Source organism: Streptomyces sp. NPDC021096, from assembly GCF_040641275.1.
Classification (GTDB): Bacteria; Actinomycetota; Actinomycetes; order Streptomycetales; family Streptomycetaceae; genus Streptomyces.
This window is the reverse complement of the sequence record NZ_JBFADG010000007.1, coordinates 188,614-203,977: the sequence shown is the minus strand read 5'-3', so window position 1 is coordinate 203,977 and position 15,364 is coordinate 188,614. Positions and strand designations below refer to the sequence as shown.

Below are 15,364 nucleotides of genomic sequence, written 5' to 3'. Positions count from 1 at the left end.
CTTCCCTCACAGCCCCGGGGCGCCCCAGACCGGGAACCAGCGGCTCAGGTCCTTCTCGATCCGCAGGTCGCTCTCCAGCAGCGCGCTCACCTGCAGCTCCAGCGCGTTGTCCCGCTTGTCGCCACCGCCGGGCACGGGCGCGAACGGGTAGAACGTGCCGCGCTTGTAGAGGTAGACGAGCGCGAGGGAGCGCTGCCCGGCGTCCCGGAAGCCCATCAGCGAGCAGAGCAGCTGCGGGCCGAAACCGGCGTCTTCGAGCAGGGTGTTCACCGCGTGCAGGTCGTTGACGAGGGCGGCGGCGCCCTCGGAGGCCTCCGCCGGGTGCCGGGCGAGCAGCCAGGTGTAGCCGTAGGGGTCCCGGCTGAACTCCACGGGCACCCCGCCACGTCCCGTGTCGGCGTCCAGCAGGGCCCGTACGTCCTCCCGCAGCCGGTCGAAGGCGCCGCCCTCGACGCTCGCGAAGCACACCGAGCCCAGCCCGGTCGGGTGGAAGCCCGCGCCCGCCTGCAGCGTGACGGCCGCGGACGGCAGGGCGAAGAGCTGGTCCAGGTCGGGCCGGACCGGCTTGCTGCGGCCGAGGATGACGTCCAGGAGACCCACGGGCACGATTCCTTCCAGTGCTTCCAGCGGCGTTTTCCGGAGGGCCGGCGCCGGGGCCGTCAGGCGCGGCCCAGGCCGGCCGAGATGCGGCCCAGCTGCTCCAGCCGCTGTTCCAGCGTCGGGTGCGAGGACAGCAGCCGGCTCAGGCCGTCCCGGGAGAGGGCGGGCGCGAAGTAGAAGGCGTTGAACGGCTCGGCCTGGCGCAGGTCGCGGGTGGGGATCCGGGCCATCTGCCCGGTGACCTTGGTCAGCGCCGACGCCAGTGCGGACGGCCGGCCGGTCAGCAGCGCGGCCGCGCGGTCGGCGGACAGCTCGCGGTAGCGGGAGAGCATCCGGGTGAGCAGGAAGCTGATCGCGTAGACGACCGCGCTGACCAGCGGAATCAGCACCACCAGCACCGCCGTGTTGCTGTCGCGGCCGCCGAGGCGGCGGAAGCCGCCCCACAGCCCCACCCGGGTGACGACCCCGGCCAGCACGCCCAGGAACGACGCGATGGTCATCACCGCCACGTCGCGGTGCGCGACGTGGGAGAGCTCGTGCGCGAGCACGCCCTCGAGCTCCTCGGGCTCCAGCCTGCGCATCAGGCCCGTCGTCGCGCACACCAGGGCGTTGCGGCGGTTGCGCCCGGTGGCGAAGGCGTTCGGGACGTCGCTGTCGGCGAGCGCCACCCGGGGCTTGGGCATGTCGGCCAGCGCGCACAGCCGGTCGACGGCCCCGTGCAGCTCGGGCGCCTGCTGCGGGGTGACCTCGCGGGCGCCCATGCCGAACGCCGCGATCCGGTCGCTGAACCAGAACTGGGCGATGAACAAGCCGCCCGCCAGGACCAGCACGATCGGCCAGGCGCCGCGCAGCAGCGCCATCAGCACACCCACGAAGACCACGTAGAGCAGCCCGATGAAGAACATCGTGCTGACCATGCGGGTGGTCAGCCCCCGGTCGGGGGAGAATCGGGTGCCTTGCACGGCGTACCTCCAAGGATCGGCGGACCGTGCCCTGAGCGGGTACCTCTGTCCCGATTCTCCCTCTCCGCCGCCGGGGACGGCGGAGATACCGCGGCCCCCGCCCCCGGGGGCCCTCGGTGGCCGTCGGTGACCGTCAGGAGAGCTGCCGCAGCCCCTCCGTCGCGATCTTCTCGAAGACGCTGACGTCGGCCTCGAACATGGAGCCGGCTATCGGCCAGTGCACGACGATCTCGTCGATGCCCAGCTCCGCGTGCGCGCCCGCGAAGTCGACGAAGGCGTCGAAGGACTCCAGCGGCCGGTCCGGGGTGAAGCCCGTGAGCAGCACCTTGCGCAGCTCCGACACCTCACGGCCGGCCTTCGCGCAGACCTCCCCGAGGCGCTCGACCTGCCCCGCGATGGCCGCCAGGGACTGCTCCGGGGTGCCCGTCTCGTACAGCTTCGGGTCGCCGGTGGTCACCCACGCCTGGCCGTGGCGCGCGGCGAGCCGCATGCCGCGCGGGCCGGTGGCGGCCACGGCGAAGGGCAGGCGGGGCCGCTGCACACAGCCGGGGATGTTGCGCACCTCGTGGGCGGAGTAGTGCTCGCCCTCGTACGAGACGACGGGCTCGCTCAGCAGCCGGTCCAGCAGCGGTACGAACTCCCCGAAGCGGTCCGCCCGCTCGCGCGGCGTCCACGGCTCCTCGCCGGCCTTGCGCAGCGCCGTGGCGTCGAATCCGGAGCCCCCGGCGCCGATGCCCAGGGTGATGCGGCCGCCGGAGATGTCGTCCAGGGAGATGAGCTCCTTGGCGAGCGTCACCGGATGCCGGAAGTTCGGGGAGGTCACCAGGGTGCCCAGGCGCATGCGGGAGGTCACCCCCGCGGCCGCCGTCAGGGTCGGTATCGCGCCGAACCACGGGCCGTCCCGGAAGGTGCGCCAGGACAGGTGGTCGTAGGTGTAAGCGGTGTCGAAGCCCAGTTCCTCGGCTCGCTGCCAGGTCTCACGGCCGCCCTCGGACCAGCGGCGGTCGGGAAGGATCACGGTGCTCAGTCGCATGGGACCGAGCCTAGGCGCTGGGTCCGACAACCGGCTCCCGGGGCGCCCCCGGCGGCCCGCTCCCGGCCGGAGCGCATATACCGGCCGCACGTTTGTACGCCTACCGTGCGACTGTCGACGAGAATGAGAGCGTGACTTCAGCTACCGAGCCCGAGACCCCGGCAGCCGGCCGGACAGCAGCCACTCCCCGGCTGATCGCCACCGACCTCGACGGCACCCTGCTGCACGACGACAAGACGGTCTCGGACCGCACGGTCGCGGCGCTGGCCGCCGCGGAGGCGGCGGGCATCGAGGTCTTCTTCGTCACCGGCCGCCCGGTGCGCTGGATGGGCGTGGTCAGGGACCACGTGCACGGGCACGGCCTCGCGATCTGCGCCAACGGGGCCGTCGTGGTCGATCTGCACGACGGCGGCCGGTTCGTCGACGTCCGCCCGCTGGAGGCCGCCGCCGCCCTCGCCATCGTCCACGCGGTGCGCGCCGCGGCGCCCGGCGCCTCCTTCGCCGTCGAGCGGACCTCGGGCATCCACTACGAGCCGCACTACCCGCCCTTCCAGCTGGACCCCTGCGCGCGGATAGCCTCCGCCGAGGAGCTCCTGGAGGACGGCGACGGCCAGGGCAACCCCATCGTCAAGCTGCTCGCCTTCCACCCGGAACTGGCCCCGGACGAGTTCCTGGACCTCGCCCGCATGGCGGCCGGCGAGCACGGTTCGTTCACCCGCTCGAGCCCCACCGCGCTGCTGGAGATCAGCGGCCCCGGCGTGAGCAAGGCCAGCACCCTGGCCCGGTGCTGCGCCGAGCGGGGCATCGGGCCGGAGCACGTCGTGGCGTTCGGCGACATGCCCAACGACCTGGAGATGCTCACCTGGGCCGGCACCTCGTACGCCATGGCCAACGCCCACCCCGAGGTGCTGGCGGCCACCACGCACCGCACCGCCGCCAACACCGAGGACGGTGTCGCGGCGGTCATCGAGCAGATCCTGCACGGGCTGCCGTAGCCGGTGAAAGGACGGGCGTCGGAAGCCGCCTACAGCAGGACTCCGCGCGCACGCAGCCACTCCACGGGTTCGACCGCGCTCCCGGACCCCGCCGACCTGCGGATCTCGAAGTGCAGATGCGGCCCCGTGGAGTTCCCGGTGGTCCCGGACAGCCCGATCCACTCACCCGCGCGCACCTGCCGCCCCGGCGCCAGCAGCGGGGCCGCCAGGTGCGCGTACTGCGAGTACCAGCCGCCCTCGTGCCGGACCACCATGCTGATGCCGTAGGGCCCGCCGCACCCGATGGACGTCACCGTCCCGGCCCCCACCGACCGCACGGTCGTACCAGTGGGGACGGCGAAGTCCTGCCCGGTGTGCCCGCCCGCCCAGTGCGCGCCCACGCCTCCGAAGCCCGCGGTGAGCTCGTACGACAGCACAGGACGCGTCCAGCCGCTCGGCGAGACGGCGGCCCCGCGGTCCGCGCCGTTGCGGCCGTCCTGGATCTCGCTCTGGAGGCCGTCGAGGTCGATCGGGGTGCAGCGCTGGTTGCGGATGGCCGCGTCCGCCAGGCGGTTCAGGTCGCCGCGCGCCTGTGCGAGCCGCTCCTCCAGGAGCTTCTTCTCCATGCGCACCTGGGTGACGTCCGCGTCGAGGGCCTGCCAGGAGGGGGATGCCGGCATCTGGTTCGCGGCGAGCGTCCTGTTCCTGTTGTCGGCCTCGATCACCATGCGGGCCAGCCGCTCCCGCCGGTCGGAGTCGGCCGCCCGCGACTGCGCGGAGGCGGGCAGGGCCGCCACCGCCACGCACAGCGCGCAGAGCAGCGCACCGCCCTGCCGGTGCACGGGACGGGTCCGCAGGGCCCGCAAGGCGCGGCGGGAGGAACGGACCTGACGATATGAACGGTAAGGATGGAGCATGCCCGCGATCCTGACCTGATGGGTCGTCATGCGCGCCCGCAGGAGGGCGTTCGGAGGAATGCGCGCACCTATAGGGCTACGGGTACGCCCATAGGGCGGTCCCTTGCGCCCCCGCAGAGCGCCCCTCTGTGCCCCGCAGAGCGCCCTCGCTCTACAGGGGCGCCTCCCACACCACCTTCGTGCCGCCGCCGTCCTCGCCGAGCCCCGGCCCGTACGAGCTGGATCCGCCGAGGGACTCCGCCCGCTTGGCGAGGTTGCGCAGTCCGCTGCGCCGGCCGCCCTCGGGGATGCCGACGCCGTCGTCCGCCACCGTCAGACGGACGCCTTCCCGGCCGTCGGGCAGGGTGACGGTGGCGTCGACGAGGACCTCGATGCGGGAGGCGCGGGCGTGCCGGAAGGCGTTGGAGAGCGCTTCGCGCAGGGCCGCGATGAGGTTCTTCCCGGTGAGCTCGCCGACCTTCGCGTCGACCGGTCCGACGAAGCCCGCGGAGGGCTGGAAGCCCAGCGGCACGGCGGCCGTGCCCAGCTCCCGCAGGACGCGCGTGCGCAGCCCCGCGGGCGCCTCGGTGGGCTCCTGCTGCAGGGCGAAGATGGCGGTGCGGATCTCCTGGATGGTCACGTCCAGCTCGTCGACCGCCTGGCCGACCTTCGTGCCGACCTCGGGCACGACGGCGAGGCGCTGAGCGCTCTCCAGCAGCAGGCCGGTGGCGAAGAGCCGCTGGATGACGAGGTCGTGCAGATCGCGGGCGATCCGGTCGCGGTCCTCGAAGACGGCCAGCCGCTCCCGGTCGCGCTGCGCCTCCGCCAGGACGAGCGCGAGCGCCGCCTGTGCGGCGAACTGCGCCGCCAGGGTGCGCTCGGTGGCGGTGTACTTGCGGGCGCCGCGCTTGCGTGGCGTGGCGAGGGTGCCGAGCACGCGGTCGCCGCTCTTGAGCGGCAGCAGCATGCTCGGCCCGAAGCGGGGCGCGACCTCCGTGATCATGCGCGGGTCGGTGGCCGAGTCGTCGATGAACACCGGCTCCCCGGCGAGGAGCTGCGAGACGACCGGGCTGTGCGGCGGTATCACCGTCCCCAGCAGTCCGGTGGGGTCCTCGGCGGAGACGGCCACTATCTCCAGGCCGCCCTCGCCGTCCGGCAGCAGCACGATGCCCGCGTCCGAATCGGCGAGCCTGCGGGCCTGTTCGGCGACGACGGAGAGGGCGTCCTCGGCGTCGCTGCCGGACAGCAGCGCGGTCGTGACGGCCACCGAACCGTCGATCCAGCGCATGCGCTGACGGCCCTCGTCGTACACGCGGGCGTTGCCGATCGCGATGCCCGCCTCCGTCGCGAGGATCTTCACCATGTGCAGGTCCGCGATGCCGAACTCGCCGCCCCCGCGCTTCTCCGTCAGATAGAGGTTGCCGAAGATCTCGCCCCCGACGCGGATCGGCACGCCCAGCGCGTGCTGGCCGTCGGGGAAGGCGGCGATGTGCTCGTACTGCTCCTCGCTGACCCCGTAGGTGACGAAGTCGGACAGTCCCTCGCCGCCGGGGTCGATGACGCCGATGGCGGCGTAGCGCGCGTCGGCGAGTTCGGCGGCGGTCCTGGCGATCCGGTCGAGGGTGGTGTGCAGCTCCAGCCCGGTGCCGACGGCCCGCATGGCCTCCATCAGCTGCGGCACGCGGCCGGTCAGCTCCACGGACAGCCCCTGCAGGCTGCGCGCGGCCTCCGTGGCGACGTCCACCGAGTCCGGGCAGGCCGCGGGGGCCGGCGCGGACGTGGGGTCCCGCGGGGCGTCGCCCCGGGGCTCGGAAGGGGATGCGGTCGCTGCCATGCGCCGAGCCTAATAAGTACCATTTGCCAGGGAAAGCGCCTTACGCCTGGTGTCTGCGGCGTCCTGGAGAACCTCGCCCTCGGCGGCCTCCCGCTCCAGCATCCGCCGGAACGGCCCCGGCGCCTGCGCCAGCTCCCCGTACGCGCCCCGCTGCGCCACGCGTCCCTCCTCCAGCACGATCACCTCGTCCACCGCCGCGAGACCCGCCAGCCGGTGCGTGATCAGTACGGTCGTACGTCCCTGCGTGGCCGTCAACAGATCGGCCGTCAGAGCGTCGGCGGTCGCCAGGTCGAGATGCTCGGCGGGCTCGTCCAGCACCAGGACCGGGAAGTCCGCGAGCAGCGCGCGGGCCAGCGCCAGCCGCTGCCGCTGACCGCCCGACATCCGCGCCCCGTGCTCGCCGACGAACGTGTCCAGGCCCTGCGGCAGCGTCTCCACCCACTCCAGCAGCCGCGCCTGTCGCAGCGCCTCGCGCAGCTCGCCGTCGCTCGCGTCCGTGCGGGCGAGGCGGAGGTTTTCGCGCACCGAGCTGTCGAAGAGGTGCGCGTCCTGCGCGCACAACCCCACCAGCCGCCGCACGCCGTCACCGTCCATCAGGGCGGCGTCCCGGCCGCCGAGGCTGTACGAGCCCGCCTCCGCGTCCAGGAAGCGCAGCAGCACCTGGGCGAGCGTGGTCTTGCCCGCACCCGAGCGCCCCACCACGGCGACCCTGCGGCCCGCCGTCAGCTCCAGGTCGAAGCCGTCCAGCGCGGGCGCGTCCTGCCCCCGGTGGCGCGCCGTCAGCCCCGTCAGGCGCAGCGGGAACGGCGAGGCGGGCGCCCGGCCGGTCCCCTCCCGTACGGGCTCGGGCGCGTCCAGCACCTCGTACACCCGCTCCGCGGAGCGCCGGACGCGCTGGCGGTACTGCACCGCGAGCGGCAGCGCGGTGACCGCCTCGAAGGCCGCCAGCGGAATGAGCACGACCACGGCCAGCCACACCCCGCCGAGCCGTCCGTCGTGCACGGCGCTCACGCCGGCCCAAGCCGTGCCGACCACGGTCAGGCCGCAGGCCAGCGCCGACAGCCCGGAGCCGAGCGCGGTGGCGGCGGCCGTCCGGCGCGCGATCCGGGTGAGCTCGGCGTCGGTGCGGCGCAGCCGCTCCAGCCGGCCGGGCAGCGCGCCCGCGACCGTCAGCTCGGCCGTCCCGGTCAGCACCTCGACCACATGGGTGGACAGCTCCCCGCGCGCGGGCGCCAGCCGCCGCTCGGCGCGCCGGGCGAGCGCCCCCGACAGTGCGGACACGGCGAGGCCGGCGGCCAGCAGTCCGGCGGCGAGCACCGCGCCCGCCTCCGGCAGCAGCCAGGCGGTGAAGCCGACGGAGGCCGCTGTGACGACCACGGCGGAGCCGACCGGCAGCAGCCAGCGCAGGAAGTAGTCCTGCAGCGCGTCCACGTCCGCGACGAGGCGCGAGAGCAGGTCCCCGCGCCGGGTGTCGCGCAGCCCGGCGGGGGCGAGGCGCTCCAGGCGCCGGTAGACCGAGACCCGAAGCCCGGCCAGGACGCGCAGGACGGCGTCGTGCGAGACCAGGCGCTCGGCGTACCGGAGGACGGACCGTCCGATGCCGAAGGCGCGGGTGGCGGTGACGGCGACCATCAGATAGAGCACGGGCGGCTGTTGGGAGGCGCGCGAGATCAGCCATCCGGAGACCCCCATCAGCCCGACGGCGCTCCCGAGGGCCAGGGCCCCCAGCGCCAGGGCGAGCACGAACCGCCCCGTCCACGGCCGCCCGGCACCCCGCACCCGGGCCAGCGCCCGGGCGCCGCGCACGCGGTCGCCCTCGACCTCGTTCCCGCTGCCGCGCACGCCGTGGGGCGCCTCAGGACCGTCGTGCGCCTGCCCGTCCCCGCGAGTCCCCTCGGTCGCCTCCGGCACCTTGCCGGAGGCCGGGCCGACGGGCGCACCGGCAGACGGAAGGCCGAGCGATCCGGCGGACGAGCGACCAGGCGCGCGCCCCTGCCCCGACGCCCCGCCGGGGAGCCGTACCGTCCGGTCGGCGACGGCGAGCAGGGCCGGCCGGTGCACGACCAGCACCACGGTCCGGCCCACGGCCAGCCGCCGTACGGCCGCCACCACGGCGGCCTCGGTCTCGCCGTCGAGGGCGGCGGTCGGCTCGTCGAGCAGCAGCACCGGCCGGTCCGCGAGGAACGCCCGGGCCAGCGCGAGGCGTTGGCGCTGCCCGGCCGACAGCCCGCCGCCGTCCTCGCCGAGGCGGGTGTCAGTGCCCTGCGGCAGCATGGAGACGAACTCGAGCGCCCCGGCCGCCCGCAGTGCGTCCCGCACCTGCGCGTCCGTGGCCTCGGGCCGGGCCAGCCGTACGTTCTCGGCGACGGTCCCGGCGAAGAGGTGGGGTCGTTGCGGAACCCAGGCCACCTGGTTCCGCCAGCTTTCGGGGGAGAGCGATGACAGGTCCGTACCGCCCACGAGGACGCGCCCGCCCGAGGGCCGCTCGAGGCCCAGCAGCGCCCTCAGCAGGGTCGACTTGCCGGCTCCGCTGGGGCCGGTCACCGCGACGGTCTCGCCCGGCCGCACCTCGAACGCCGTCTCGGCCAGAGAGGGTTCGGGCCGGCCCGGGTGGCGCACCACGAGCCGGTCGACGGTCAGCACCGCACCGCGGGCGTCCGGGGCCGTCAGTGTGCCGGCGGGGGCACTCTCGCTCTCCAGCACCGCGAAGACCTCGTCCGCGGCCGCGAGGCCCTCCGCCGCCGCGTGGTACTGCGCCCCCACCTGGCGCAGCGGCAGATAGGCCTCGGGCGCCAGGACCAGCACCATCAGGCCGGTGTACAGGTCGAGTTCGCCGTGCACCAGCCGCATGCCGATGCCGACCGCCACCAGCGCCACCGACACGGTGGACAGCAGTTCGAGGGCGAAGGAGGACAGGAAGGCCAGCCGCAGCGTCCGCAGCGTCGCGCGCCGGTAGTCGGCGGTGATGGCGCGGATCGACTCGGCCTGCGCCTTGGCGCGGCCGAAGACCTTGAGCGTGGGCAGGCCGGCCACGACGTCCAGGAAGTGCCCGGAGAGCCGGGCCAGCAGCCGCCACTGCCGGTCCATGCGGCTCTGGGTGGCCCAGCCGATGAGGGCCATGAACAGCGGGATGAGGGGGAGGGTGAGGACGATGACGAGCGCCGAGAGCCAGTCGGCGGTGACGATACGGGCGAGCACGGCGACGGGCACCACGGCCGCCAGGCCCAGCTGGGGCAGGTAGCGGGCGAAGTAGCCGTCCAGCGCGTCGATTCCGCGCGTGGCGAGGGCGGTCAGCTCGCCGGTGCTCCGCCCGCCCGGCCCGTTGCGCGTGGCGCTTTCGAGCAGCCGCGTGCGCAGCTCGGACTTGACCGCCGCGCTGGCGCGGTGCGCGGCCAGCTCGGTGAGCCAGGACACCGCCGCCCGGCCCAGGGCGACGGCGGCCAGCAGCGCCAGGGACGTGCCCAGGTCCCCGGCCGTCCGCCCGTCCTGGAAGGCCCCGGTGACGATCTCGGCGATCAGCATCGCCTGGCCGATGACCAGGCCGGCCCCGGCCAGTCCGAGGCCGACGGAGGCGGCCAGGAAGAAGCGGGTCGCGGAGGCGTGGGTCAGCAGACGGGGGTCGACGGGCTTCATGTCGCCGCCGTCTCAGTGGGCGGCCGGGATGTGCTGGGTGCCGATCCGCTTGCGGAACACCCAGTACGTCCACGCCTGGTAGCCGATGATCAGCGGCGTCATGGGCACCGCGACCCACGACATGATCTTCAAGGTGTAGGGGCTGGAGGCTGCGTTCGCCGCCGTGAGGTTCCAGTCCGGGTCGAGGGACGACGGCATGACGTCCGGGAAGAGCGCCAGGAAGAGCAGCGCGAAGACGGCCGCGACGGCCACCCCCGAGAAGGCGAACGTCCAGCCCTCCCGCCCGAAGTGGTTCATGGCCAGCGCCGCGATCAGGGCCACCCCGGCGACGATCAGCGCGACGAGGCTGCGGCCGTTGCCGGACTCGATCTGCGTCCAGCCGAGGAAGGTCACGGCGAGGACGCCGGAGGTCATTCCGAGGACGGTCGCCCGGGACCGCGCCCGGTGGCGGATGTCGCCGACCGTCTTCAGCGTCGCGAAGACCGCGCCGTGGAAGGTGAAGAGCACGAGCGTGAGGGCGCCGCCCAGCAGGGCGTACGGGTTCAGCAGGTCGAGCACGTCACCGGCGAAGTTCTTGTCCCGCCCGATCGGCACCCCGCGCACGATGTTGGCGAAGACGACGCCCCACACGAAGGCGGGCAGCAGCGAGCACCAGAAGATCGCGTGCTCCCAGTTCAGCTGCCAGCGCTCGCCCGCGCGCTTGTGGCGGTACTCGAAGGCGACGCCGCGCAGGATCAGACAGACCAGGATGAGCAGGAACGGCAGGTAGAAGCCGCTGAAGAGGGTGGCGTACCAGTCGGGGAAGGCGGCGAAGGTCGCGCCGGCCGCAGTGATCAGCCAGACCTCGTTGCCGTCCCAGACGGGTCCGATGGTGTTGATCAGCACCCGGCGTTCCGTGCGGTCCCTGGCGAGGAGCTTGGTCAGGACGCCGATGCCGAAGTCGAAGCCCTCGAGGAAGAAGTAGCCCGTCCACAGGACGGCGATCAGCAGGAACCAGAGGTCGTGGAGGTGCATGGTCGGTGTCTCCGTTCCGCCGCGTCAGTACGCGAAGGTCATCGGCTTGTCGGCGTCCTCGGGCTCGCCGGCCCCCGGCGAGGGGAGCCGCAGCCTCGGGTCCTTCGTGGGCGGCTTCTCGTCCGTGTCCGGGCCGGCCGTGGCGTACTTCACCAGCAGCTTCACCTCGACGACGGCGAGGATCCCGTACAGCAGCGTGAAGACGCCCATGGAGATGAGGACTTCGGCCTGGCTGACGCCGGGCGAGACCGCGTCGCCGGTCTTCATCAGCCCGTAGACGGCCCAGGGCTGGCGGCCCATCTCGGTGAAGATCCAGCCGAAGGAGTTGGCGATCAGCGGGAAGCCCATGGTGAGGATGCCGATGCGCCAGGACCAGGTGGTGAAGAACGGGCTCATCTCGCGGGTCCGCGTCAGCATCAGCCGCGGGACCTCGTTCTCCCCCGTGCGGAACCGCGGCGCGAGCCAGAACTTCTTGCGCGTGGTCCACAGCCCGATGAGCGCGGCCACGAACGACGTCATCCCGAAGCCGATCATGAGGCGGAAGCCCCAGAAGGTCATGAAGATGCTGGGGATGTAGTCCTCCGGCTGACCGCCGTAGGCCGCCGCCTCCCGGGCGGCGATGTCGTTGATGCCGGGGACCGCGTCGGTGAAGTTACTGTGGGAGAGGAAGGAGAGCAGGCCGGGGATCTCTATCTCGACGCTGTTGTGGCCCTTGGAGACATCGCCGACCGCGAAGACCGAGAACGGCGCCGGTGCCTTGGTGTCCCACAGCGCCTCGGCGGCGGCCATCTTCATCGGCTGCTGCTCGAACATCACCTTGCCGAGGCTGTCACCGCTGATCGCGGTGCCGAGCCCGGCGATGACCGCGACGACAAGCCCGACGCGCAGCGATGTCCGCATCGCGCCGATCTGGTGCCGCTGCTTCTCGCCCAGCTCCTCGCCCTTGATCTGCTTGCGCTTGGCGCGCCACAGGTGGAGGGAGGCGATGCCGACGATGAAGGCGCCTCCGGTGAGGAAGGCGGCGGTGAGGGTGTGGAAGACGACGACCAGGGTGGTGTTCTGCGTCATCACCGCCCAGATGTCGGTGAGCTGGGCCTTTCCGGTCGCCTTGTCGATGGTGTAGCCGACCGGGTGCTGCATCCAGGAGTTCGCGGCCAGGATGAAGTACGAGGACAGGACCGTGCCGACCGCCACGATCCAGATGCACGCGCAGTGGATCTTCTTGGGCAGCTTGTCCCAGCCGAAGATCCACAGTCCGATGAAGGTGGACTCGAAGAAGAAGGCCAGCAGCGCCTCCATCGCGAGCGGCGCCCCGAAGACGTCACCGACGAAGCGCGAGTAGTCCGACCAGTTCATGCCGAACTGGAACTCCTGGACGATGCCCGTGACGACGCCCATCGCGATGTTGATCAGGAAGAGCTTTCCCCAGAACTTCGTGGCATGGAAGTACTTGTCCTTGCCCGTTCGGACCCAGGCCGTCTGGAGGCCCGCCGTGATCGCGGCGAGGCTGATCGTGAGCGGTACGAAGAGGAAGTGGTAGACGGTCGTGATGCCGAATTGCCAGCGGGCGAGTGTCTCGGGAGCCAGAGCCAGATCCACTGGGGTCTCTCCTTGCCTCTTGCGTCACCGGCGGCACATACCGCCAGGCTTTTGCCCCCGTATGGCCCAGATAAAGAGGGGCATAAAGGAAGCGCTTGTGAACGCGTTCACATTCACAAGCATTATTGCGCACCGCTTTTTCGGACAAGCACGCGGGGTACCCCCTTCGGCCCTGGCGCCGGGCCGGAGGACCCAAGGAACGCGAAGACGCCGTGCACCCCGTCCGGGGGCACACGGCGTCCACTCGCTCTCGGCAGGCCGCGGCTCGCGCCGCCCGCCCGCTCGCTACATCTTCTTGCGGAACTCCTCCGCCGTCCGCAGGAAGATGTCGTTCGCCTCGGTCTCGCCGATCGTCACCCGCACGCCCTCCGGGAACGGCCGTACGACCACGCCCGCCTGCTCGCACAGGGCCGCGAACTCCACGGAACGCTCCCCCAGCGGCAGCCAGACGAAGTTGGCCTGCGACTCCGGCAGCGTCCAGCCCTGCCCGGCCAGGGCCCCGGCCACCCGGGTCCGCTCGGCCACCAGCGCGTCCACCCGCTCGCGCAGCGCCTCCGCGCTGCGCAGCGAGGCCACCGCGGCGTCCTGGGCCACCTGGCTCACGCCGAAGGGGACCGCCGTCTTGCGCAGCGCCGCCGCGACCGGCTCGTGCGCGACCGCGAAGCCGATGCGCAGCCCGGCGAGCCCGTACGCCTTGGAGAAGGTCCGCAACACACAGACGTTCGGCCGGGTGCGGTAGAGGTCGATGCCGTTGGGGACGGTCTCGTCGCGGATGAACTCCAGGTACGCCTCGTCCAGGACCACCAGCACGTCGGAGGGCACCCGGTCCAGGAAGGACTCCAGCTCCGCCCGGCGCACGACCGTACCCGTGGGGTTGTTGGGGTTGCAGACGAAGATCAACCGGGTCCGCTCAGTGATCGCGGCGAGCATGGCGTCCAGGTCGTGCACATCGCCCTCGGCCAGCGGCACCGGCACCGGCGTGGCCCCCGAGACCTGGGTGATGATCGGGTACGCCTCGAAGGAGCGCCAGGCGTAGATCACCTCGTCGCCCGGGCCCGCCGTCGACTGGACCAGCTGCTGCGCGACGCCGACCGAGCCGGTACCGGTGGCCAGGTGCGTCAGCGGCACGTCGAAGTGCTCCGCCAGCTCGGCCATCAGGGCGGTGCAGGCCATGTCGGGGTAGCGGTTGAGCGAGGAGGCGGCGCCGACGGCGGACTCCAGGACCCCGGGCAGCGGCGGATACGGGTTCTCGTTGGAGGACAGCTTGTACGCGACCGGGCCGCCGGGCGCCGCCGGCTTGCCGGGCTTGTAGGTCGGCACACCGTCGAGCGCCGCGCGCAGCTTGGGGGTCTTCTCGGTCACCGTAGATCCTCCTCCACCACCACTGACATGAATACTGCACACCTTATGAGGATTGCCCCGGGCGGCGTCCAGGTCTTTGGGAGCGCTCCTCTTTCCGGTGCACGCCGTGGCGGGCGCCGTGGCGCGCATCCCCCGTGAAGGTGAGTTGAGACCTCTTCGAGACCTGGACCAATCATGAGGCGTGGATATGCCACGCCCCGACGCCACCGCACACCCACCCTTAACTGCCTGCGTTTCCATGGTCATTGAGGGGAATCGCCACAGCAGAAACGTGCCTGTCAACAGTCAAATAGGACGCCCTGCCAAAGGACCACCCGAGCCCTACTATCGGCTCGCCATGACAGCAGCAGGGAAGCATCAGGTGAGCCGGGCGGAACCGTCCCGCAGGGGCAGTCGGCAGGGGCGGGCGGGCATTCGGGACGTGGCCGCCGCCGCCGGGGTTTCGATCACGACCGTCTCCGACGCGCTCAACGGCAAGGGCCGGCTACCGGACGCGACCCGCCGCCATGTCCGCGAGGTCGCCGACCGGCTGGGCTACCGCCCGTCCGCCGCGGCCCGCACCCTCCGTACGGGAAAGTCCGGGCTCATCGGCCTGACCGTGACCACCTACGGGGATGAACCTTTCACCTTCACCGAATTCGCCTACTTCGCCGAGATGGCCAGGGCCGCCACCTCCGCCGCGCTCGCCCGCGGCTACGCCCTCGTCATCCTCCCGGCCACCTCCCGGCACGACGTGTGGTCCAACGTCGCCCTCGACGGCACGGTCGTCGTGGACCCCTCCGACCACGATCCGGTCGTCTCCGACCTGGTCCGCCAGGGCATCCCCGTCGTCTCGGACGGCCGCCCCGCGGGCTCCCTGCCGGTCACCGCCTGGGTCGACAACGACCACGAGGCCGCCGTGCTGGGCATCCTCGACCACCTCGCCGACGCCGGCGCCCGCCGGATCGGCCTGCTCACCGGCACCACCACGGACACCTACACCCGGCTGTCCACCACCGCCTACCTGCGGTGGTGCGAGCGCGTGGGCCAGGACCCGGTCTACGAGGAGTACCCCGCCCACGACCCCTGCGCGGGCGCCGTCGCGGCCGACCGGCTGCTCGCCCGCCCGGACCGGCCCGACGCGGTGTACGGGCTGTTCGACCCCAACGGCACCGACCTGCTCGCGGCCGCCCGCCGCTACGGCCTGCGCGTACCCGACGATCTGCTGCTCGTCTGCTGCAGCGAGTCCACCGTCTACGCCACGACCGAGCCGCCCATCACCACGCTGTCGCTCAAGCCGCGCCGCATCGGGACCGCGGTCGTCCAGCTCCTGATCGACGCGATCGAGGGCCTGGACACCGGCCGCCCGGTGGAACAGGTCATACCCACCGAACTGATCGTCCGGACCTCCTCCGAACGACGTCACCCGCGCACCACCGTCAGCCCGCCGCGCGGACCCGCCGCGACCTGACCCGCAG

At 72.5% G+C, this 15,364-nt stretch carries 11 protein-coding genes; 2 read left to right on the top strand and 9 right to left on the bottom strand.

Annotation, left to right across the window (positions count from 1 at the left end):
• Positions 1–6: 6 nt before the first annotated feature.
• The 3 genes from AB0G59_RS13740 to AB0G59_RS13730 form a co-directional block, all read right to left on the bottom strand.
• On the bottom strand, positions 7–600 hold the full coding sequence (locus AB0G59_RS13740) for a hypothetical protein (protein ID WP_360911167.1): 594 nt from the start codon (positions 598–600) through the stop codon (positions 7–9).
• 59 nt (positions 601–659) lie between these two features.
• Positions 660–1,562, bottom strand: coding sequence for a zinc metalloprotease HtpX (gene htpX / locus AB0G59_RS13735; protein WP_360911165.1), 903 nt, complete (start codon positions 1,560–1,562; stop codon positions 660–662).
• Positions 1,563–1,695: 133 nt separating this feature from the next.
• Positions 1,696–2,595 (bottom strand): LLM class flavin-dependent oxidoreductase, encoded by a 900-nt coding sequence (locus tag AB0G59_RS13730; protein WP_360911163.1) that lies wholly within the window; start codon positions 2,593–2,595, stop codon positions 1,696–1,698.
• A gap of 131 nt (positions 2,596–2,726) precedes the next feature.
• Here AB0G59_RS13730 and AB0G59_RS13725 point away from each other — a divergent pair, with 131 nt between their 5' ends.
• A complete protein-coding gene (locus tag AB0G59_RS13725) occupies positions 2,727–3,590 on the top strand; it encodes a Cof-type HAD-IIB family hydrolase (RefSeq protein WP_360911161.1) in 864 nt (287 codons plus the stop codon).
• 29 nt (positions 3,591–3,619) lie between these two features.
• Here the strand turns inward: AB0G59_RS13725 and AB0G59_RS13720 are convergent, their stop codons facing one another.
• The 6 genes from AB0G59_RS13720 to hisC form a co-directional block, all read right to left on the bottom strand.
• Positions 3,620–4,486 carry a M23 family metallopeptidase gene (locus AB0G59_RS13720; protein ID WP_360911158.1) on the bottom strand — a complete coding sequence of 289 codons (867 nt, stop codon included), beginning with the start codon at positions 4,484–4,486 and terminating at the stop codon, positions 3,620–3,622.
• A gap of 151 nt (positions 4,487–4,637) precedes the next feature.
• Positions 4,638–6,299: a GAF domain-containing protein gene (locus tag AB0G59_RS13715; RefSeq protein WP_360911156.1), complete on the bottom strand. Its 1,662-nt coding sequence runs from the start codon at positions 6,297–6,299 to the stop codon at positions 4,638–4,640.
• A 9-nt stretch (positions 6,300–6,308) separates the two neighbouring features.
• A complete protein-coding gene (gene cydD / locus AB0G59_RS13710; RefSeq protein WP_360911155.1) occupies positions 6,309–9,932 on the bottom strand; it encodes a thiol reductant ABC exporter subunit CydD in 3,624 nt (1,207 codons plus the stop codon).
• Positions 9,933–9,944: 12 nt separating this feature from the next.
• A complete protein-coding gene (gene cydB, locus AB0G59_RS13705; protein ID WP_360911153.1) occupies positions 9,945–10,946 on the bottom strand; it encodes a cytochrome d ubiquinol oxidase subunit II in 1,002 nt (333 codons plus the stop codon).
• Positions 10,947–10,970: 24 nt separating this feature from the next.
• A complete protein-coding gene (locus AB0G59_RS13700; protein WP_360911151.1) occupies positions 10,971–12,545 on the bottom strand; it encodes a cytochrome ubiquinol oxidase subunit I in 1,575 nt (524 codons plus the stop codon).
• Between the two features lie 285 nt (positions 12,546–12,830).
• Positions 12,831–13,907 carry a histidinol-phosphate transaminase gene (gene hisC / locus AB0G59_RS13695; RefSeq protein WP_360911149.1) on the bottom strand — a complete coding sequence of 359 codons (1,077 nt, stop codon included), beginning with the start codon at positions 13,905–13,907 and terminating at the stop codon, positions 12,831–12,833.
• 337 nt (positions 13,908–14,244) lie between these two features.
• Here hisC and AB0G59_RS13690 point away from each other — a divergent pair, with 337 nt between their 5' ends.
• Positions 14,245–15,357: a LacI family DNA-binding transcriptional regulator gene (locus AB0G59_RS13690; RefSeq protein WP_071966079.1), complete on the top strand. Its 1,113-nt coding sequence runs from the start codon at positions 14,245–14,247 to the stop codon at positions 15,355–15,357.
• Positions 15,358–15,364 lie beyond the last annotated feature (7 nt).